At 66.7% G+C, this 19,437-nt stretch carries 18 protein-coding genes and 1 pseudogene; 9 read left to right on the top strand and 10 right to left on the bottom strand.

The features are described from left to right. Window positions 1-10 precede the first annotated feature (10 nt). The 4 genes from cbiM to WV31_RS11655 are packed head-to-tail and all read left to right on the top strand — an operon-like array spanning window position 11 to window position 2,497. Window positions 11-610 carry a cobalt transporter CbiM gene (gene cbiM, locus WV31_RS11670; RefSeq protein ID WP_085373718.1) on the top strand — a complete coding sequence of 200 codons (600 nt, stop codon included), beginning with the start codon at window positions 11-13 and terminating at the stop codon, window positions 608-610. Then, a complete protein-coding gene (locus WV31_RS11665) occupies window positions 607-1,125 on the top strand; it encodes a hypothetical protein (RefSeq protein ID WP_085373717.1) in 519 nt (172 codons plus the stop codon). The genes cbiM and WV31_RS11665 overlap by 4 nt, the downstream gene beginning before the upstream one ends. Then, window positions 1,122-1,853, top strand: coding sequence for a cobalt ECF transporter T component CbiQ (gene cbiQ, locus WV31_RS11660; protein ID WP_085373716.1), 732 nt, complete (start codon window positions 1,122-1,124; stop codon window positions 1,851-1,853). The genes WV31_RS11665 and cbiQ overlap by 4 nt, the downstream gene beginning before the upstream one ends. Continuing rightward, window positions 1,850-2,497, top strand: coding sequence for an energy-coupling factor ABC transporter ATP-binding protein (locus tag WV31_RS11655; RefSeq protein ID WP_085373715.1), 648 nt, complete (start codon window positions 1,850-1,852; stop codon window positions 2,495-2,497). The genes cbiQ and WV31_RS11655 overlap by 4 nt, the downstream gene beginning before the upstream one ends. Here WV31_RS11655 and WV31_RS11650 read toward each other — a convergent pair. After that, window positions 2,489-3,685: a hypothetical protein gene (locus tag WV31_RS11650; protein WP_237051274.1), complete on the bottom strand. Its 1,197-nt coding sequence runs from the start codon at window positions 3,683-3,685 to the stop codon at window positions 2,489-2,491. The genes WV31_RS11655 and WV31_RS11650 overlap by 9 nt on opposite strands. A 228-nt stretch (window positions 3,686-3,913) precedes the next feature. On the opposite strand from WV31_RS11650, the gene WV31_RS22125 reads away from it, so the two are divergent. Beyond that, entirely contained in the window at window positions 3,914-4,234 is a 321-nt protein-coding gene (locus WV31_RS22125; protein WP_168185929.1) for a hypothetical protein, read from the top strand. 403 nt (window positions 4,235-4,637) lie between these two features. On the opposite strand, the gene WV31_RS11640 is transcribed toward WV31_RS22125, so the two are convergent. Together WV31_RS11640 and WV31_RS11635 are read right to left on the bottom strand one after the other, a co-directional pair. Beyond that, window positions 4,638-5,495: a LysR family transcriptional regulator gene (locus tag WV31_RS11640; protein ID WP_085373713.1), complete on the bottom strand. Its 858-nt coding sequence runs from the start codon at window positions 5,493-5,495 to the stop codon at window positions 4,638-4,640. Window positions 5,496-5,646: 151 nt separating this feature from the next. Beyond that, window positions 5,647-6,009, bottom strand: a complete 363-nt coding sequence (locus WV31_RS11635) for an HPF/RaiA family ribosome-associated protein (RefSeq protein ID WP_040477235.1) — start codon at window positions 6,007-6,009, stop codon at window positions 5,647-5,649. Window positions 6,010-6,270: 261 nt separating this feature from the next. Between WV31_RS11635 and htpG the strand changes: the two genes are divergently transcribed. Beyond that, window positions 6,271-8,142 carry a molecular chaperone HtpG gene (htpG, locus tag WV31_RS11630; RefSeq protein WP_085373712.1) on the top strand — a complete coding sequence of 624 codons (1,872 nt, stop codon included), beginning with the start codon at window positions 6,271-6,273 and terminating at the stop codon, window positions 8,140-8,142. Window positions 8,143-8,236: 94 nt separating this feature from the next. Here the strand turns inward: htpG and WV31_RS11625 are convergent, their stop codons facing one another. After that, window positions 8,237-9,259, bottom strand: a complete 1,023-nt coding sequence (locus tag WV31_RS11625) for a polysaccharide deacetylase family protein (protein ID WP_237051273.1) — start codon at window positions 9,257-9,259, stop codon at window positions 8,237-8,239. Between the two features lie 88 nt (window positions 9,260-9,347). Between WV31_RS11625 and WV31_RS11620 the strand changes: the two genes are divergently transcribed. Next, complete coding sequence (locus WV31_RS11620) at window positions 9,348-9,938, top strand: malonic semialdehyde reductase (protein ID WP_085373710.1); 591 nt, start codon at window positions 9,348-9,350, stop codon at window positions 9,936-9,938. On the opposite strand, the gene WV31_RS11615 is transcribed toward WV31_RS11620, so the two are convergent. The 5 genes from WV31_RS11615 to WV31_RS11595 form a co-directional block, all read right to left on the bottom strand. Further along, a complete protein-coding gene (locus WV31_RS11615; protein ID WP_085373709.1) occupies window positions 9,939-10,724 on the bottom strand; it encodes a DUF4197 domain-containing protein in 786 nt (261 codons plus the stop codon). 2 nt (window positions 10,725-10,726) lie between these two features. Then, entirely contained in the window at window positions 10,727-11,560 is an 834-nt protein-coding gene (locus WV31_RS11610; RefSeq protein WP_085373708.1) for a hypothetical protein, read from the bottom strand. Between the two features lie 55 nt (window positions 11,561-11,615). Then, window positions 11,616-12,110: a CarD family transcriptional regulator gene (locus WV31_RS11605; protein ID WP_085375557.1), complete on the bottom strand. Its 495-nt coding sequence runs from the start codon at window positions 12,108-12,110 to the stop codon at window positions 11,616-11,618. Between the two features lie 334 nt (window positions 12,111-12,444). Then, entirely contained in the window at window positions 12,445-12,774 is a 330-nt protein-coding gene (gene fdxA, locus WV31_RS11600; RefSeq protein ID WP_068437436.1) for a ferredoxin FdxA, read from the bottom strand. Between the two features lie 125 nt (window positions 12,775-12,899). Next, window positions 12,900-13,667 carry a TerC family protein gene (locus WV31_RS11595; protein WP_085373707.1) on the bottom strand — a complete coding sequence of 256 codons (768 nt, stop codon included), beginning with the start codon at window positions 13,665-13,667 and terminating at the stop codon, window positions 12,900-12,902. Between the two features lie 217 nt (window positions 13,668-13,884). Here WV31_RS11595 and WV31_RS11590 point away from each other — a divergent pair, with 217 nt between their 5' ends. Beyond that, a complete protein-coding gene (locus WV31_RS11590; RefSeq protein WP_237051272.1) occupies window positions 13,885-16,467 on the top strand; it encodes a sensor domain-containing protein in 2,583 nt (860 codons plus the stop codon). 139 nt (window positions 16,468-16,606) lie between these two features. Then, the gene (locus WV31_RS11585; protein ID WP_085373706.1) at window positions 16,607-17,374 is read left to right on the top strand and encodes a J domain-containing protein; all 768 of its coding nucleotides are present in this window, start codon (window positions 16,607-16,609) and stop codon (window positions 17,372-17,374) included. A gap of 232 nt (window positions 17,375-17,606) precedes the next feature. On the opposite strand, the pseudogene rpsA reads toward WV31_RS11585, so the two are convergent. Next, window positions 17,607-19,328 (bottom strand): annotated as a pseudogene (gene rpsA, locus WV31_RS11580) (30S ribosomal protein S1); the annotation flags it as partial. Between the last annotated feature and the right edge of the window lie 109 nt (window positions 19,329-19,437).

Genomic DNA, 19,437 nt, shown 5'->3' with positions numbered 1-19,437 from the left:
CCCTCCACCCATGGCCCATATCCCTGACGGCGTGCTGTCCAATCCGGTGCTGGTGGCGGGGGGAATCCTCGCCGCCGCCGGAGTGGCGCGCGGCCTGAAGGAGTTGGAGCCGGTGCGCGTGCCCAAGGTGGCCATGCTGTCGGCGGTGATGTTCGTGGCCTCGGCCATCCACCTGCCCGCCGGTCCCGCCTCGGTGCATCTGCTGCTCAACGGCATGGCCGGCATGGTGTTGGGCTGGGCCGCCTTTCCCGCCCTGCTGGCCGCCCTGCTGCTGCAGGCGGTGATGTTCGGCTTCGGCGGGTTGCTGGTGCTGGGCGTCAACACCGTCAACATGGCCGTCCCCGCCGTGCTGGCCGGGCGGGCGTTCCGCCGCCTGTGGCACCCCGGCCAGCCGCGTCGCACCGCCATTGCCGCCGCGCTGTGCTCCGGCGGCGCCGTGCTGCTGACCGGGCTGATGGTGGCCGGATCCCTGGCGGCGTCGGGCCGCGAATTCGAAGCCGCCGCCAGGCTGGTGGTGCTGACCCATCTGCCGGTGATGGGGATCGAGGCGGTGTTCGCCTCGGCCGCCATCGGCCTGCTGGCCCGGGTCAAGCCGGAGGCGCTGGCATGACGCGCCTTGCCGTCGCCCTGGCCCTGCTGCTGCTGGCCGCCCCCGCCCAGGCCCACAAGCTGAAGGTGTTCGCCACGGTGGAGGGCGCCGAGATCGCCGGCTCGGCCTATTTCGTCGGCGGCGAGAAGGCGGCCGGGGTCCCGGGGCGCATCCAGGGGGCCGACGGATCGCTGGTGGCCGGCTTCGCCACCGGGCCCGACGGCGGCTTCCGCCAGAAGGTGACCATGCGCATGGATCACGTTGTGACGGTCGAGTCCGAGGACGGCCACGCCGCCCAGTTCACCATTCCCGCCGCCGAGTTCCCGCCCAGCCTGCCCGAGGGCAAGGCGGTCGCGCCGGCCGGCGATTCCGCCGCCCTGGAAGCCGCCATCGCCCGGCAGATCCGGCCCTTGCGCGAGCAGTTGGACGCCTACGAAGCCAAGATCCGCCTGCACGATTTGATGGGCGGCATCGGCACCATCTTCGGCCTGTTCGGCTGCTGGGCCTGGCTGCAATCGCGGCGGAGGGGATCATGAGCCTGATGGACCGCCTGGACCCCCGCACCCGGCTGCTGGCCGCCCTGCTGTTTGCCCTGGCCGAGGTGCTGGCCCCCTCGCTGGCGGCGCAAGGGGTGGGGCTGGGCCTGGCCCTGGCCACCGCCCTGGCCGCCCGTCTGCCGCTGGCCGCCACGGCGCGGCGCCTGCTCGGCCTGGAAGGCTTCATGCTGCTGGTCCTGGCCATGCTGCCCTTCACGGTGCCCGGTCCCGCGGCCTTCAGCCTGTGGGGGCTGGAGGGATCGGAGGACGGCCTGCGCCAGGCGGCCTCCATCGCCTTGAAAGCCAACGCCGTGGCGGTCGCCCTGTTCGCCCTGGTGGGCTCCATGGAGGCCCCGGTGCTGGGCCGCGCCCTGACCCGGCTGGGGGTAAGCCCGCGCTTCGTCCACCTGTTCCTGTTCACCACCCGCTACCTGTCGGTGCTGCAAGACGAGTACCGCCGCCTGCGCCTCGCCATGCGGGCCCGCGCCTTCCGCCCCAGTACCGGTCCGCATTGCTGGCGTTCCATCGGCTATCTGTTCGGCATGCTGATGGTCCGCTCGCTGGAGCGGGCCGAACGCATCGACGCCGCCATGCGGTGCCGCGGCTTCACCGGCCGCTGGCCCTCGCTCGACGACGAGACCATCGCCGGGCCGGGCCGCCTGGATCTCGGCTTCGGCGCGGCGTCGGCCGCCGGTCTGGTCCTGGTCATCGCCGTGGGGATGGTGTGAGCCCCCTGATCCGCCTGGACGGCATCGGCCACGCCTTCGACGCCGCCCATCCGGTGCTGGACGGGGCGGATTTCACCTTGAACGCCGGCGAGAAGGTGGCGCTGCTGGGCGCCAACGGCAGCGGCAAGACCACGCTTCTGCACATCATGGTCGGACTGATCCGGCCCAAGGCCGGAACCGTTCACGCCTTCGGGCGCGAGCGCCGGGCCGAGGCCGATTTCGTCGAGGTGCGCGCCAAGGCGGGGTTGCTGTTCCAGGATGCCGACGACCAGCTGTTCTGTCCCACCGTGGCGGAGGACGTGGCCTTCGGCCCGCTGAACCTGGGGCGCAGCAAGGCCGAGGCGCGCGACATCGTCCACGCCACCCTCGACCGGCTGGGTCTCGCTCCCCTCGAGAACCGCGTCACCCACAAGCTGTCGGGCGGGCAGAAGCGGCTGGTGTCGCTGGCCGCCGTGCTGGCCATGGAGCCCGAGGCACTGCTGCTGGACGAGCCCACCAACGCCCTGGACGAGGCCACGCGGGAAAGGCTGGTGGAGATCCTGGCCGGGCTGCCCCAGGCCATGGTGATCGTCTCCCACGACCGCGAGGTGGTGGAAAGCCTCGCCACAAGGCGGGTGACCCTGGCCAACGGAACCCTAGCCTGAAATGGACACCGGCTTGGAGGTGGGGCCCAGGGCGTCCAGGGCCTGCTTCAGCCTGGGCTGCTTGTCGATGCGTGACGGCCCGGCCTCGACGCCGCCCACATAGGCGGTGGATAACAGCGCGCCGTAGACCCGCTTCATGTCGTCGAGGCAAGGGGGCGGCGGCTCGGCCTTGGACAGGCGCTCGGCCAGCTTGCGCGCCGCATGCACCTGGCCAGACTGGCAGAAATCCTGCTTGAAGCGCTGCTCGCCCAGGGTGGCGAAGGCGATCATCAGGAAGGCGGTGAAGCGGCGGATGTCGCCGCCCAGCACCGGCAGAAGCGAACGGATGACGTCCACATGGGTGGCCGACACCTGGGCCACCGCCCGGCGGGGCTGATTGGTGTCGGTCTTGGGGAACAGCCGGCCCAGATCCATCTGGCTCACCACCCGCCACAAGATGTCGGCGTCGATGGTGTCCTTGCCGGCCACCAGCAGCCGCTTGGCGTCGTCCAGCAGCAGCGGCGAGCGCCCGTCGCGCGGCATGTTGCCGGGCGAGGCCAGGGCCTGCAGTTCAGCGGCCTCGCGGATGTCCAAAAGACGCGGGCCGAGATCGCTGACCAGCGACGGGCTCATGGGGGTGTAGTGGGGAATCAGCAGCACCTGCCAGTCGAAGCGCAGGTTGTCGCGGATGGCCTGGTACAGGGCATCCGAGCGCGAATGGGGCTTGATGGCGTGCCTGGGGGCCGGCGGCGGATGGGCGAGGCCCAGGGCGAGCCCCATGCGCTTCATCAGCGACACCTTGGGCGGCGGCGCCTGGAACTTGCTGCGGAAATCCAGCTTGGCGCGGAAATAGCGCCGCGCCGAAGCGCGCACCACCAGGGCCACCGCCTCGGCCAGGGTGCGGCCGCAGGCCAGGACGTCATGGTCGGCGGTGATCGGCCGCTTGCCGGAATCGGTCACCACAGTGGCGAACAGCTCGGGGCGGGTGCGGAACAGCCGCAGGCATTCGTCGAGCATCTTGGGATCGTTCATGGCCTTGTCGTAGGCGGCATTGCGCGGCAGCCCTTTGAGCGCCAGCACCTCGTGCCGCAGGACCTCGATCACCGGCCCTTCCAGGGCGGCGCGGATCGTCTCGATCCCCGGATCCGCGTTGGACCATCGGGCACTTGCCGCGCTACCTGCCGTCTTCGTCGATCCGCGTCCAGACATGGCGTTCACATCTCAAGTTCACCCATTCACATCCAGTTCACATTGCGCTCCAACGTTGATTTTATCAACACCTATAAAGTGATGATGACTTGTATTGCATAGGTAATACCGATTTTCACCTTCATCAAGACATGCAAACGCCTTTGAATAAAATTTTATCTAATTTTATTATTTATTATTCTTGCGCCCCAAGCGAACCCATTCCGATTTGGCCCCGGCCGGCGTAGAATGAGGAGCGCACCGGATCGGGAGAAGCGAATGCACGGCGGCCACCACCACGACGAATCCAGCGGGCACGAGCACAAGCATCACCATGCCCACGAACACAGCCACGTCCACGCCCACCCTCATTCCCACGGCGACGTGACCCACGCCCATGCGCACGCCCACACCCACGCGCACGAGCACCTGCACCAGCACAGCCACCCCCACGGCCACACCCCCGAGGGCGGGCACGACCACGAGCACGAGCAGGCCAGGCACGGCTGGAAGCCGCACGAGCACAAGCACGCCGAGGAAGATCTCGGCGGCCATGATCACGAGCATTGAAATCACACCAATATGGGGTATCCCATATTGGTTAGGCCCAAGGGGCCGCGCGGCTTATGCCGCGGGAGGCAAGGGCGCAAGGCGTCCGCCCGCCGCTTGAGGGCGGGGCGCACGTTAAATCAGAACCGCCTTTCTGCGTCATGGCCGGGCTCGACCCGGCCATCCACGTGGAGCCGTTCGGCACTATCCCGGATGAAACCACGTGGATGCCCGGAACAAGTCCGGGCATGACGAGTGAGAAAGGTGGTGCGAATTCCGGGTCTGCTGGCCAGTCAGACACAAAATTTAGCCACAGATAAACACAGATGAAGAGGGATATTCCTTATCTGTGTCCCGCGTAGCGGGAATCTGTGTTCATCTGTGGCCTTAATTCTCACCCAATCGGCTTGAATGTCGATTGGCCCTAATCCTCGCTTTCCAGCGAGGCGACGTAGCGCAACCCGTCCAGCGCGGTGTCGAACCAGTCCTCGCGGGTTTCGTCCTCGGCGTGGACCAGATAGGCCGGGCGGCGGAATTCCGGCGCGCCGGTGACCTCGAACAGCCGGCCGGCCGACAGGTACGAGCGCGCCACCCGCATGGGGAAATAGCCGGTGCCGCCATAGGCCAGGATGTGCTGCAGGCCCAGCGCCCCCAGGCCCACCGACACCGCCGGGGTCTTGAGGTCGGGGAAGGCCTGGCTGTGGGCGGCGCGGAATTCCGGCCCCCAATCCACCAGGACGTAATCCTCGTCCCACTCCGCCACGGCGCGGCGTCGGGTGGAGACCAGGACCAGGCGCTCCTCCAGCAGCTTCTCGATGTGCAGGCCGGGGCGCGACAGGGGCGAATACATCACCACCAGGTCCAGCATGCCCTCGATCAGCTGGCGCATCAGCTGATCGGAGGCGCCGACCTCTGCCTTCAAGGCCACGTCGGGCATGGCGGTGCGCATCCAGGGAATCCACTGGACCAGCAGGCGGTCCCACAGCGAGAACTGGCCGCCCACGTTGAGCACGGTGCGGAACCCGGCCGGCAGGGCCAGTTCCTGGCGCGCCTGTTCCCAGACGCGCACCATGGTGGTGGCATAGCGGCGGAACTGCATGCCGGCGGCGGTGAGCTGGGTCCCCGATTTGGAGCGCACGAACAGCGGCCGCCCCAGCTCCTCCTCCAGGGCCCGGATGCGCATGCTGACCGTCGACTGGGTCACCGACAGGCGCTCGGCAGCCTTGTTGAAGTTGCCGGTGTCGACGATTTCCAGGAAGGTGCGGGCGAGATCGATATTCATGGCGCTGCCAGGATGAGGGCAGCACGATGCTGCACTGCAATAAACAGCAGTGTTTTATCTGAACCGCGCGGAAACTTCAACTACCGTGCGGCTGGTAATCGGAAAGCTTGATGCATGGGTGGGGCCAGCCCACCCATGCCGGTAGGAAGGACTAGGCCTGGGCCCGCGCCTTGACGTTACCGCGGCTACGGTCGACGTATTCCTTCAGCTGGCGCTCCATGCCGGCGAAAGCCTCGCGCAGCGCCACGTAGATATCCTCGTTGACATGGCTGTCCTTGGGATCGCGCTTCACCACCAGCTCGTCACCGGGGACCGTCAGGGCGAGACGGATGTGGAAGGGCTCGCCCTTGTGGTGCAGGTTCGAGGTGTTCTTGTGGTGCTGCTCGATCACCACGCGGCAGCTGGTGATGCGATCGAAGAGATGCTCCAGTTTGGCCACCTTTTCGCGGATGCGGGTTTCGACGGCGTCAGAGTGATCGACACCGTGAAAGGTGATCTGGAGGGGAATCTGCATCAACATCTCCATTCTCTCGGTTCGCCTTCGGCCGGCTCTTGGCACCGCACCGGGCGACTCGGTTCTTTTAATCAGTCCCGCCGTTCGGGCGGGACCTTGAAGCTCGGGGCGCGCCATACATAGCCATTTGCAATGGCCTTGGCAATGCCGGGAGCGAACTTCCATTGTCTCGGAGAATCGCCGCACTTGCAAGCTGGCGCCGCTCCCCTCATATCAGAGCGCCTTTTCATGCAACCCCAGCCCAAGGGAGACGGATAAGCCATGGCCGAAGAAAAGCGTCAATTCCAGGCGGAAGTCGGCAAGTTGCTCGACATCGTCGTTCACTCGCTCTACTCCAACAAGGAGATCTTCCTGCGCGAGCTGATCTCCAACGCCTCGGATTCATGCGACCGGCTGCGCTACGCCGCCATCACCGACCCCGATCTGCTGGCCGGGGAGTCCGAGTTCCGCATCCGCCTGCTCCCCGACAAGGATGCCGGCACGCTCACCATCGTCGACAACGGCTTAGGCATGAGCCATGACGAGCTGATCGCCAATCTGGGCACCATCGCCAAGTCGGGCACGTCGGAATTCCTGTCGCGGCTGACCGGCGACGCCAAGAAGGACGTCACCCTGATCGGCCAGTTCGGCGTCGGCTTCTATTCCGCCTTCATGGTGGCGGGCGAGGTCAGCGTGGTCACCCGCAAGGCCGGCGAGGCCAAGGGCTGGAAGTGGGTGTCCGACGGCAAGGGCGAGTTCACCGTCACCCCGGCCGAGGACGCCGAACGCGGCGCCGCCATCACGCTGAAGCTGCGCGAAGGCGAGAGCGAGTTCCTCGACGCCTGGCGCCTGAAGTCCATCGTCAAGCGCTACTCCGACCACATCGCCATTCCGGTGGTGCTGAAGGACGGCGACGCGGAGGAGGAGACCGTCAACTCGGCCAACGCCCTGTGGACGCGGTCCAAGTCCGAGATCACCCCCGAGCAGTACAAGGAATTCTACCACCACGTGGCCCACGCCTTCGACGAGCCGTGGTCGACGCTGCACTACAAGGCCGAAGGTGCCATCGAGTACACCGGCCTGCTGTTCATTCCGTCGTCCAAGCCGCTCGACATCTTCCATCCCGACCGCAAGCAGCATGTGAAGCTCTACGTGAAGCGGGTGTTCATCACCGACGATTGCGAGGAGCTGCTGCCCCCCTACCTGCGCTTCGTGCGCGGCGTGGTGGACAGCCAGGACCTGCCCTTGAACGTCAGCCGCGAGATGCTGCAGCACAATCCCGTGCTGTCCAAGATCCGCACCGGCCTGGTCAAGCGCGTGCTCGCCGAGTTGAAGAAGAAGTCCGAGGATGCCGAGGGCAAGTACGACGAGTTCTGGGCCGCCTTCGGCCCGGTGCTGAAGGAAGGCATCTACGAGGATTTCGAGCGCAAGACCGACATCCTGGAGCTGTGCCGCTTCCGCTCGACCTTTGGCGACGGCCTCACCACGCTTGCCGATTACGTGGCGCGCATGAAGGACGGCCAGGACGCCATCTACACCATCACCGGCGACGATCTGGAGCAGCTGAAGAAGAGCCCGCAGCTGGAAGGCTTCAAGGCCAAGGGCGTCGAGGTGCTGCTGCTCACCGATCCCATCGACGAGTTCTGGGTCTCGGCCGTGCCCGCTTACGCGGAAAAGCCGTTCCGCTCGGTGGCGGCCGCCGGCGCCGATCTCTCCAAGGTCAAGGCCCCCGAGGGTGACGACGCCAAGAAGGAGGACGAAGCCCCCGCCGGCGAGCTGACCACCCTGATCGAGGCGGTCAAGCTGGCGCTGGGCGAACGGGTCAAGGACGTGCGCCCGTCCGAGCGCCTGACCGAATCCGCCGTCTGCCTGGTGGCCGCCGAGGGCGAGATGAGCATGCATCTGGAAAAGATGCTGCGCGCCCACAACCAGGCGCCGGGCGAACGCGCCCGCATCCTGGAGATCAATCCCCGCCACGCCCTGATCAAGGGCCTTGCCGCCCGTGTGGCGGCCGGCGGCACCGACGGGGGCGTGGAAGACGCCGCCTTCCTGTTGCTGGACCAGGCCCGCATCATCGAGGGCGAACCCCCCGCCGACCCGGCCGCCTTCGCCCGGCGCATGGTGGCGGTGATGGAAAAGGGCCTGCTGGGGTAGTCTCCCCAACGTCCTTGGAAGCAATTCCCTTCCGCCGTCACACCCGGATCAACCCTGGAGGTGACGGCGGAAGCAAGCCTTCAAGCCGGCTCCCTTAAGGCACCGAGAACTGCCAGCCGAACCAGCGCCAGCGTCCTTCCAGGGCGGGCACGGTGCAGTTGAGGCGGGTCCGGCCCGACGGCAGGGGCTTGGACATGCGCACCTCGACGCGCGGCCCCAGGCGTTCCACCTTGAGCTGTCCCTGATGCGAGGCGAAGCACGACAATCCGTCGATGCCGGGCACGTCCTCGGCCAGGGTGAAGCCGAAGGCGGGAGGATTGGCCTTGATGGCGGGGTCTTCCGGGGTGATGTCCACCGCCGGCAGCGGCAGCGAGCGCACCGACAGGCGGAAGCGCTGCAGGTCGCCATAGGCCGAGCTTTGGGCGAAGCGCGGCAAAAAGAAGGGGTCGCCCTTGATCCAGGCGGCGCCCGAATGCTGGCCGAAGGCGGCGGCGAAGCCCGAACGGCGCAGGATGTCCTCGGCCTCGGCGCTGGCCTCGCCCCAGGGCCAGGCGAACAATTCGGTGTCCTTGCCCAGTTCCTTGTCCAGGCGGGCGCGGGCGCGGGCCAGGTCGGCGGCGATCTGGTCCGGGCCGGCCTTGGACAGGCGCAGCCGCGCCGCACCCTGGGTGCCGACGGTCAGTCCGGCGGCGCTCAGTTCGCGCAGCTGGCCCCAGGTCATCACCTCGGGGCCGCCGCGATCCACCTCGTCGGTGGCCAGGAACAGGGTGGCGGGAAAACCCGCCTTCTTCAGCAGCGGCCAGGCGCGGGCGTAGAACCCGGCGGAGGCGTCATCGACGGTGATGGCCACCGCCTTGTCGGGCAGCGCCCGGCCGGCGCGCAGCGCCGAGACGATCTCGGCCAGCGGCAGAACCGCATAGCCGCCGGTCTTCAGCTCGGCCACATGGGCGGCCAGCAATTCGGTGGTGGTGTTGAGAGCGGGAACCCGGTCGTCGTCGAAGCGGTGATAGACCAGCACCACGGCGGATTCGCCGGCCCAGGCGGTCGAGCCGCAGACCGGCAGGTCCACGACCGCCGCCAGCCACAGCAGCAGCGCCAAGACAACAGACTGTTTCACGATCGCCCCCTGTTGGGCGCCGCCCCGGGCGCCTACATTGTCGATGTTTGCCCCATTCGCGGGTGGAAATTCAAGAGGAGAGGCGGGCATGACCGGCATTATCGACGAAACGGCCCGGCAGATTCTGTTCGGTGCCGCGCGCACCCATTCGAAATTCCAGGCAAGGCCGGTGGCCGAGGATCTGCTGCGCCAGGCCTGGGATCTGGCCCGCATGGGGCCTACCAGCGTCAATTGCCAGCCGGCCCGCATCGTCTTCGTGCGCTCGGCCGAGGCCAAGGAACGCCTGAAGCCCGCCCTGGCCCCGGGCAATCTGGACAAGACCATGGCGGCGCCGGTCACCGCCATCATCGGCCACGACATGGAATTCTACGAGAGGCTGCCCACCTTGTTCCCCCACGCCGACGCCCGGTCGTGGTTCGTGGGCAACGAGGCGATGATCCAAGGCACGGCGTTCAGGAACGGCACCCTGCAAGGCGCCTACTTCATCCTGGCCTTGCGCGGCCTGGGTCTGGATTGCGGCCCCATGAGCGGCTTCGACAACGCCAAGGTGGACGAAGCCTTCTTCACCGGTACCGCGATCCGCTCCAACTTCCTGGTCAATATCGGCTACGGCGATCCGGCGGGGCTGTATCCCCGGGGGCCGCGCCTGGAGTTCGACGAGGCCTGCCGGGTGGAGTAATCAGCCGCCGAACACCTTCTTCAGCAGGTCGGTGGAGCGGCTGGCCGGATTGGTGCGGATGGCCGCTTCCTCCTGGCCGAGATACTTGAAGATGCCCGAAAGCGCGTAGTCGAGCACGTGGTCGGTGAGCATGGACGGCCCGGCCTTCAGCGCGTCGCCGACCATGGGCAGGCCTTGAGCGGCGCCGGCCATGCTGGAATAGGACTGCACCGCGCCCGATTGGGAAACGGTGCCGTCCACCACGGGGCGCATGGCGGTGCGCAGATCGGGGCTCATGGTGCGCTTGAAGTACTGGGTGGCGGCGTCCTGGGGGCCGTTCAGGATGCCGCGCGCGTCGTCCAACGTCATCTTCTGCACCGCGTCCCAGAAGATCTGCCTGGCCTTGGGCGTGGCGGCCTCGGCGGCGCGGTTGAGCTTCAGCTCCAGGTCGTCGACCATCTGCGACTTGCCGGCCAGGGCCAGGCCTTGGCGGACGGTGGCCAGCTTGTCCGGCAGCGGGATATGGACCGAAGGGTCGCTGTTGAAGCCGTCGGCGCGGCCCAGCCGTCCGGTGACCTTGTCGGCGGCGACGCGCAGCGCCTCCTTGAGGCCCGAGCCGATCTCGGAGGTCGACAGCGATGAGCCGGCCGAACCGCCGCCCGAGGACGAGGTCCCCGTCCGCTGCTCCAGTTCCTGCTTGATCATGCCCTTGCCCATATCCATCAGCCCGCCCTGGGCCAGGGCGGGCGAAGCGCACAGCAAAAGGGCCGCGGCGCACAGGCACGCGGTCGTGGGCGACAGGGTCATGATCAGGCCTCCAGAACTTGCAGGATACTGCCATCGGCGCCGAAGCAGGCGGCGGTGAGCGTGCCGCCGTGGCCCGAGCCGGAATCCAGGGTGACGGCGAAGGGACCGTAGACCACGCCGCCATTGCGGCGGTCGGCGCCGCGCACCACCAGCTTGAAGCCGGAATAGGGCTCGTCCATGCCGGCGAACAGGCTGGACCCCCACCAGAAAGTGTCCACCTGGGCCGAAAGCGGCCGGGTGGGGTCGAGGCCGGCATGGGTGAACAGCAAGGCGTTGTCGTCGGTGAAGGCGGCGTGCTTCAGCACGCTCATCAGCGTGGTGTGGCCGTCGTGATTGCGCATGGTCTGGCGCAGTTGGCTGGTCCAGCGGGTCAGTGCCAGGATGCCGTCCCGGATGGCGTTGCCGCCTTCGTCCACCGTGCCGCCATAGGCGGCGATGGTCGGCGCGATGCCGTGATCGACCATCCAGCGCAAAACCTCGGCGGGATTGGGGGCGAACTGCAATTGCAGCAGCTTCTGCCACATCTCTTCCTGGGTGCCGCGCAGATAGACCACGTCATCGACCTCGACCCCCGGTCGGGCTATGAAGGCGCGGCGGAAGGTCAGCAATTCGTCGATGGTCTGCAGCACGGGCGCGCCGCATCCCAGGTAATCGCCGAGATAGACCAACTGGTCGCCCGGCTGTAATTCCTGGGCCAGGCGGGCGTGCAGGGCGCACAGCCGCGCGTGCTCGCCCCGAACGGCGGCGACGGCCCAAATACGGCCGCCGCCCCGCAAGGTGGCGAAAACATTGGAATCAGCCACAGTCGTGGACGGCCGTTCGGCTTCGACGTTCATAAGTCCGCTCGGGTTTTGCAACCGGACGACATGGTCGCAGCCGCCGAGCCAAACATCAAGCCGCTTCGAGCAGGCCCTGGAGCTTCTCGGTCGCCGCCTGGGTGTCGATGCGCTCCACCGCCGCCAGTTCCGAGGCCAGACGCTCCAGCGCGGCCTCGTAGATCTGCCGCTCGGAATAGGACTGGTCGGGCTGGTTGGCGTTGCGGTGCAGGTCGCGGACCACCTCGGCGATGGAAACGGGATCGCCGGAATTGATCTTGGCCTCGTATTCCTGGGCGCGGCGGCTCCACATGGTGCGCTTGACCTTGGCGCGGCCCTTGAGAGTCGAAAGCGCGGTGTCCATGACCGAGCGCGACGACAGCATGCGCAGGCCGGACTTCTGGGCCTTGGTCACCGGAACGCGCAGCGTCATGCGGTCGCGGTCGAAGGTGATGACGAACAGCTGCAGCTTCATGCCGCCGATTTCCTGGGTCTCGACGGCCACCACCTGGCCCACGCCGTGAGTGGGGTAGACCACATAGTCGCCCTGGGAGAAAGAAACGATCGTCATCTTCAACAATTCCCTCGACAGAAGGTCTGGATCCGGCAAACGCCTGATGCGCCCACCCCAAGAGACGAAAGATACGCGCCAGCCGCGCCCTTGACGGGCTGGTGGAAATCTCGCAGCTTGTCTTGGTGGGCGAACTCCCGCCCCGATGGCAATGCCAATTTAGCGATCCGTCGGCACAGTTCGACGGACTTGCCCTTATAGCACAGGCGCCTTCTGTGAAGAACAGGAAAATTCCCCAAGGCCCTGCATTTCCGCCATATCCCCATGCGCAAACGCCGCCCCACGACCCTCTGGGTCAGGAGGCGGCGTCGGCCACAATATCTTGCGAAAAGGATCAGCGGCCCGGGTTGGGCGACAGCAGCTTGGCCTTGTCGGGCTTGCCCTTCCACTGGTCGGCGTCGGCGGGGGCATCGCCCTTGCGGGTGATGTTCGGCCACGAGCCGGCATACTGGCGGTTGGTGTCGGTCCAGGCGGCGGCCTTGGGATCGGAATCCGGGAAGATGGCTTCGGCCGGGCATTCCGGCTCGCAGACGCCGCAATCGATGCATTCGTCGGGGTTGATCACCAGGAAGTTCTCACCCTCGTAGAAGCAATCCACCGGGCAAACCTCGACGCAGTCCTGATACTTGCACTTGATGCAATTCTCGGTGACGACGTAAGCCATGTCGTTCTCCAATATCCCTTGAAACCGTGATGCGGCGGGCAGGGCTGCCGTTCGCCGGAACAAAATCCGGCGGAAGCGATACCACACTCGCCCCCGCCGCCTCAACCCTGACGGGGAAGGGGTTTTCACGGGACGGGGTTGCGCAGCTTGACGGGGGCGCGCTTGCCGCGCCGCGCCAGCAGGTTGAGGACCTCGATGCCCAGCGAGAAGGCCATGGCGAAGTAGATGTAGCCCTTGGGCATGTGGAAGCCGGTGCCGTCCGCCACCAGGGTGGCGCCGATCAGCAGCAGGAACGACAGCGCCAGCATCTTGATGGTGGGGTGGCGCGCGATCAGCGCCGACAGGGGATTGGCGGCAATCACCATCACGGCGGAGGCCAGGATGACGGCGGCGACCATCACCCACAGCTCGCGGGCCATGCCCACGGCGGTGATCACCGAATCCAGGGAGAACACGATGTCCAGGATGGCGATCTGGACGATGACCGCCGCGAGTCCTGCTGAAGCGGCTTGCCCGGTGCCGGCCTCGGGCGTGCCGGGGGCGGGGTCTTCCTCGCCTTCCAGGCTGCCGTGGATTTCGTGGGTTGCCTTGGCCACCAGGAAGGTGCCGCCGCCGATCAGGATGATGTCGCGCCAACTGACCGGATGATCCCAGACCACGAAGACCGGCTCGACCAGCCCGACGATCCAGCTGAGCGAAGCCAGCAGGCCGAGGCGGGTCACCACCGCGAAGGCCAGCCCGAGGCGCCGCCCCAGCGGCCGCATGGGCTCGGGCAGGCGGTTGGAGATGATGGCGAGATAGACCAGGTTGTCGATGCCGAGCACGATCTCCAGCAGCGACAGGGTCGCCAGGCTGAGCCATATCTCGGGGTCGGTGATCCAGGTCATCATCATGATCGTCCTCGGTCTTGATTCGGCATGCCGGGCGGCAGAGTAAGTGATTCGGGCGCTAAATCCACCCTGAAGTCCCTTAAATCCCGGTAACGTTCGGCCCTGGACGGGGAGTGCGGTCGGGCAATTGGGTTTTGACCTCGGCCCAAACGCCCGATACCATTAGGAACGGCTGGTTTTCTCCATTATTCCCGACCCCTGGCCGGGAGAGGTCCCAAGGTTGACAGGTAGCAGCGATTCCGGCAGAGGCGCGATTCCGGCGGCCGCACAGGGCTGGCCCGAGCGTGGCCCCTGCGCGCCCGACGAGGCGTTGCCCCGTCTGGCCGAGGCCGAGGCCCGCCTGGACGGGCTGACCGCCAATCTGCCCGGCTTCGCCTTTCAGCGGATTCTCAATCCCGACGGAACCGTCCAGTACCCCTGGTTCAGCCATAGTATCCGCGCGGTGCTGGGTTTCGACCCCGAGGCCATGGGCGTCAACTCCCAGGGATGCCTGCACGCCGTCCATTGGGCCGACCGCGACGCCCATCTCGCCGAAATCAAACGGTCGGCCCGGCAGTTCGACACCTGCCGCGAGGAGTTCCGCGCCATCACCGCCCATGGCGAAGTCCGCTGGCTGAAGGGGGCGTCCGAGCCTCGCCGCCAGGGTGACGGAAGCACCGTCTGGGACGGCGTGATGGTCGATGTCACCGACGGACGCCGCGCCGAGCTGCGCCTGGAAATGCTCATGGACCATGCCGGCGACTCGCTGATCGTGGTGGAATCCGACGGAACCATCGACAGCGTCAACGCCGCCGCCGAGGCCTTGTTCGGCTGGAGCATGGCCGAGCTTTCGGGGCAGCCCTTCACCACCTTGCTGCCCCCCGAGATGCATCTGGACGACCTGCTGGAGGCCGCCGACGTATCGGCCGGCGGCATCGTCGGCGGCGGGGCGCGCGAGCTGATGGGCCTCAGGAAGGACGGCTCGACCTTTCCGCTGGAACTGTCCACCACCGAAGTGCGGCTGGAAGGGCAGCGTCTGTTCGTCGGCATCGGCCGCGACATCACCGAGCGCAAGCTGACCGAGGCGGCCTTGCGCGAATCCGAAGAGAGGCTGCGCGCCATCGCCGCCAATGTTCCCGGCATGGTGTTCCAGCGGGTGCTGCGCACCGACGGCAGCCTTGGATTCTCCTATGTCAGCGAGGGGTGCCGGGCCATCCTGGGCCTGGGGCCGGAACAGCTGATGGACAATCCCCAGCTGTTTCTCTCGCTGATCCCCGAGGCCGAGCGCCAGAGCTTCTTCGCCGGACTGGGCCGTTCGGCCAGGACCATGGAGCCCTTCGACGAGGAAATGTCGGTGCCCGGCGCCGATGGCCGCCGCCGCTGGCTGCGCGGCCAGTCGCGGCCCATGCTGCGCAATGGCGGCGACGTGGTGTGGGACGGCGTCATGCTCGACGTCACCGACCGCAAGCAGGCGGAGCAGCGTCTGTCCTTCCTGGCCTATTTTGATCCGCTGACCCGGCTGCCCAACCGCACCGCCTTCATGGAGCGCTTCGCCGCCGCCCGTGAAATCGCCGCCCGCGACCAGACCATGCTGGCGGTGGTCAGCGTCGGCCTCGACCGCCTGGGCATCATCAACGCCACCATGGGCCACAGCATCGGCGACCAGGTGCTGATGGCGGCCAGCGACCTGCTGCGCGCCGCGCTTTCGGTCAACGACGTCATCGCGCGGACCTCGGGCGACCGCTTCCTGGTACTGATCGCCGGGCTGGGGTCCAAGCGGGAGGCCATGGAGGCGCTGGAGCGCCTGCGTGCCTCGGCCCAGGCCACCGTGGCCGCCGCCGGGCAGGATTTCGACGTGTCGGCCGCCATGGGCGCCGCCCTCTATCCCCGCGACGGCGACGATCCCGAGACCCTGATCAAGAACGCCGACGCCGCCCTGCAACTGGCCAAGGCCCAGGGGCCGGCCAGTCTGCAAGTGTTCACCAAGGAAATCAGCGCCCGGGCCGCCAAGACCCTGTCGCTGCAGACCCGGCTGAGACGCGCCATCGAGAATGGCGAGCTCGCCGCCCACTACCAGCCCCAGGTGGATCTGGTGGCCGGCAACGTGGTGGGCATGGAAGCCCTGGTCCGCTGGAACAGCCCGGATCTAGGCATGGTCTCGCCCGCCGATTTCATTCCGGTGGCCGAGGAATCGGGGCTGATCGACGGCATCTGCGAATTCATGCTGTGGGAATGCACCCGCCAGAACAAGGAATGGCAGGACCAGGGACTGCCGGCCATTCCCGTGGCGGTCAACGTCTCGGGCCGCCAGTTCCAGTACGCCCGGCGCCTGCTGTCGGCCTGCGAGCGCGCCCTGGTGGACAACCGTCTGGACAGCCGCTGGCTCGAGGTCGAGCTCACCGAAAGCTCCGCCATGCGCGACGCCGACAACGCCATCACCGTGGTCAACCAGTTGAAGGAGATGGGCATCGCCTGCTCCATCGACGATTTCGGCACCGGCTATTCCTCGCTGTCGGTCCTGAAGCGTTTTCCCATCAGCAAGCTGAAGATCGACCGTTCCTTCGTGCTGGACGTCACCACCGATCCCAACGACGCCGCCATCGTCGACGCCATCATCGCCATGGCCAAGGCGCTACGGCTGAAAGTGGTGGCCGAGGGCGTCGAGCACCAGGAACACCTGGATTTCCTGCGCGGCCTGGGCTGCGATCAGATGCAGGGCTATTTCTTCAGCCGGCCGCTGCCGGCCGATGGTCTGCGGGCTCTGCTGGCCGAAGGACGACGCTTGCATCTCGCGCCTCAGCTTCCCGAGGGCGCTTACATATAAGCATTGAAATTCAATGTATTGAGAGATTTTTCTTGAAATCTCCATCAACGGCCAACCTTAGTAGTTGACGGGTTTGATCAATTGGCCCTATTCATTTCGGGTGGGTGAGGGCACCCGATTTGACTGTCGAATCCGGACCATGAAAGATCACGCCGCGACCGCCGCCGCCAATACGGTGAAGCATTCCTACACCATCCCCTGCGCCAGCGCCTTTCGCGACGCGGTGGACAAGCTGGCTCTGCGCCGGCGGGTCAATGTGGGCGACATCGCCCGTTCGGTTCTGCTGGTGGTGCCGCCCGAGACCATCGCCGCCTTTCCCGATCCGGGCGAGCCCGAGCCCGACGACCGCGAAACCGTGATCCTCAAATCCGGCCCGGCCGAGGGCCGCCCCTGGCGCCGCAAGCCGCGCCTGCAGGTGCGCATGGCTCCCGGCTACAGCGTCGAGGCCATTCGCCGCGCCCTTGCCATGGCTCTTGCCATGGCCCAGGGGGATGTCCGGCTGAAGGTCGAACGGCCGGGAGAAGAGCCCGCCGCTCCTTCCGCCGCCGCCGCTCCTCCGCCGCCTCCGCCTCCGCCCCCACCTTCCGCCGCCGAGGAGGCCTATCCCAAGGTGGAGCGCCGCCGGGGGGTGCGCGAGCAGGCCACCGCCATGGCCGCCGCCAGCGAGGAACTGGAGCGGCTGCGGGCCATCATCAACGTGCTGTCCTTCGAGCCGCTGCCCGGGGGCGTGATGACCCGCGCCGACGCGCTCCACATCCTGGGTTTCCCGCCCGGCGCCACGCCCGACCGCCGCACGGTGCGGGCCAAGTTCCGCATGCTGGCCACCATCCACCATCCCGACAGCAACCACGGCAACCACCACCGCATGAGCCAGCTCAACCAGGCCATGGAATTCCTGCGGGATTAACGCGTCGAGGGGGCGCCTAATCGCCTCGGCTCTCGTCATGCCCGGACTTGTTCCGGGCATCCATATGGCTTGTCTGGGACATCGCCAAACGGCTCCAGGTGGATGGCCGGGTCAAGCCCGGCCATGACGGATGAAGAAATCCCCGCGCCCATCCGGATGAACCATAAGAAAAGGCCCGGCACCTTGCGGTACCGGGCCTTGCCTTTAGCGGGCCAGCCTTAAGAGAGGAGGATTACTCCTTCTCCTGAGCCTTGCGCATGGCGGCACCCAGGATGTCGCCCAGCGAGGCGCCCGAGTCGGACGAACCGTACTCGGCCATGGCCTGCTTCTCTTCCTCGACCTCGCGCGCCTTCACCGACAGGGTGATCTTGCGCGCCGCCTTCTCGAAGGCGGTGATCTTGGCGTCGATCTTCTCGCCGACCGCGAAGCGCTCGGGGCGCTGCTCGGAGCGCTCGCGCGACAGCTCGGACTTGCGGATGAAGCCGGTCATGCCCTCGACGGTGACTTCCAGGCCGTTCTCGGTGACCTGGGTCACGGTGCAGGTGACCACGTCGCCCTTCTTGATGGACGCCACGGCGTCCTGATAGGGGTCGGCGCCCAGCTGCTTGATGCCGAGGCTGATGCGCTCCTTCTCGACGTCGACGTCAAGAACCTTGGCCTTGACCACATCGCCCTTCTTGAAGTTCTGGATGGCCTGCTCGCCGGGAGTCGCCCAATCCAGATCCGACAGGTGGACCATGCCGTCGATGTCGCCGGGCAGGCCGATGAACAGGCCGAACTCGGTGATGTTCTTGATCTCGCCTTCGACGATGGTGCCCTGGGGGAAGCGGTCCATGAACCCTTCCCACGGGTTGTTCATGGTCTGCTTGAGACCCAGGCTGATGCGGCGCTTCTGGGGATCCACGTCCAGCACCATGACCTCGACTTCCTGCGAAGTGGAGACGATCTTGCCGGGGTGGACGTTCTTCTTGGTCCAGCTCATCTCGGAGACGTGGACCAGACCCTCGACACCGGGCTCCAGCTCGACGAACGCGCCGTAGTCGGTGATGTTGGTGACGCGGCCGGAGAACTTGGCGTTGACCGGGTACTTGGCCTCGACACCCTCCCACGGATCGGCGTCAAGCTGCTTGATGCCGAGCGAGATGCGCTGGGTTTCCGAGTTGAAGCGGATGACCTGGACCTTGACGGTCTGGCCGATGTGCAGCGCCTCGGACGGGTGGTTGATGCGCTTCCAGGCGATGTCGGTGACGTGCAGCAGGCCGTCGACGCCGCCCAGGTCCACGAACGCACCGTAATCGGTGATGTTCTTGACCACGCCCTCGAGGATCTGGCCTTCCTTGAGGTTCTCGATCAGCTCGGAGCGCTGCTCGGCGCGGGTCTCTTCGAGAACGGCGCGACGCGACACCACGATGTTGCCGCGCGAGCGGTCCATCTTGAGGATCTGGAAGGGCTGGGGGGTGCCCAGCAGCGGGGTGATGTCGCGCACGGGGCGGATGTCGACCTGGCTGCCCGGCAGGAACGCCACGGCGCCCGACAGATCGACGGTGAAACCGCCCTTGACGCGGCCGAAGATCACGCCGGTGACGCGCTGCTGCGCCTCGAACGACTTCTCCAGCAGGGTCCAGGCCTCTTCGCGCTTGGCCTTCTCGCGCGACAGCACGACCTCGCCGTTGCGGTCTTCATAGCGCTCGACGAACACGTCGACCTGATCGCCGGCCTTGATGTCGGCGGCGCGGCCGGCGGTGGCGAATTCCTTCAGAGGGACGCGGCCCTCGGACTTGAGGCCCACGTCGATCACGGCGAAATCACCGTCGACTTCGACGATGGTGCCGGTGATCACCGAGCCTTCGAACGAGCCGCCCACACCGAGGGTCTCGTCCAGCAGGGCGGCGAAATCGTCGACGGCCTGCGCAGTAGCGGTATTGGTCATTGTAAGGGTAGTTCCTTTCGTATCGTGTCTTTCCGGCCTGCCGGTTGTCTCCGGCGGTCTTTGAAAACAAAGGCGTTTCTCAAAAAAACAAAACCACCGCCCAGGGGTGCCCGGGCGGCGTCAACGTGCTCTT

Origin of the sequence: Magnetospirillum sp. ME-1 (assembly GCF_002105535.1) — a bacterium.
In the GTDB taxonomy this organism is placed as follows: Bacteria; Pseudomonadota; Alphaproteobacteria; order Rhodospirillales; family Magnetospirillaceae; genus Phaeospirillum.
This window is presented reverse-complemented; position numbering and strand designations above follow the sequence as displayed.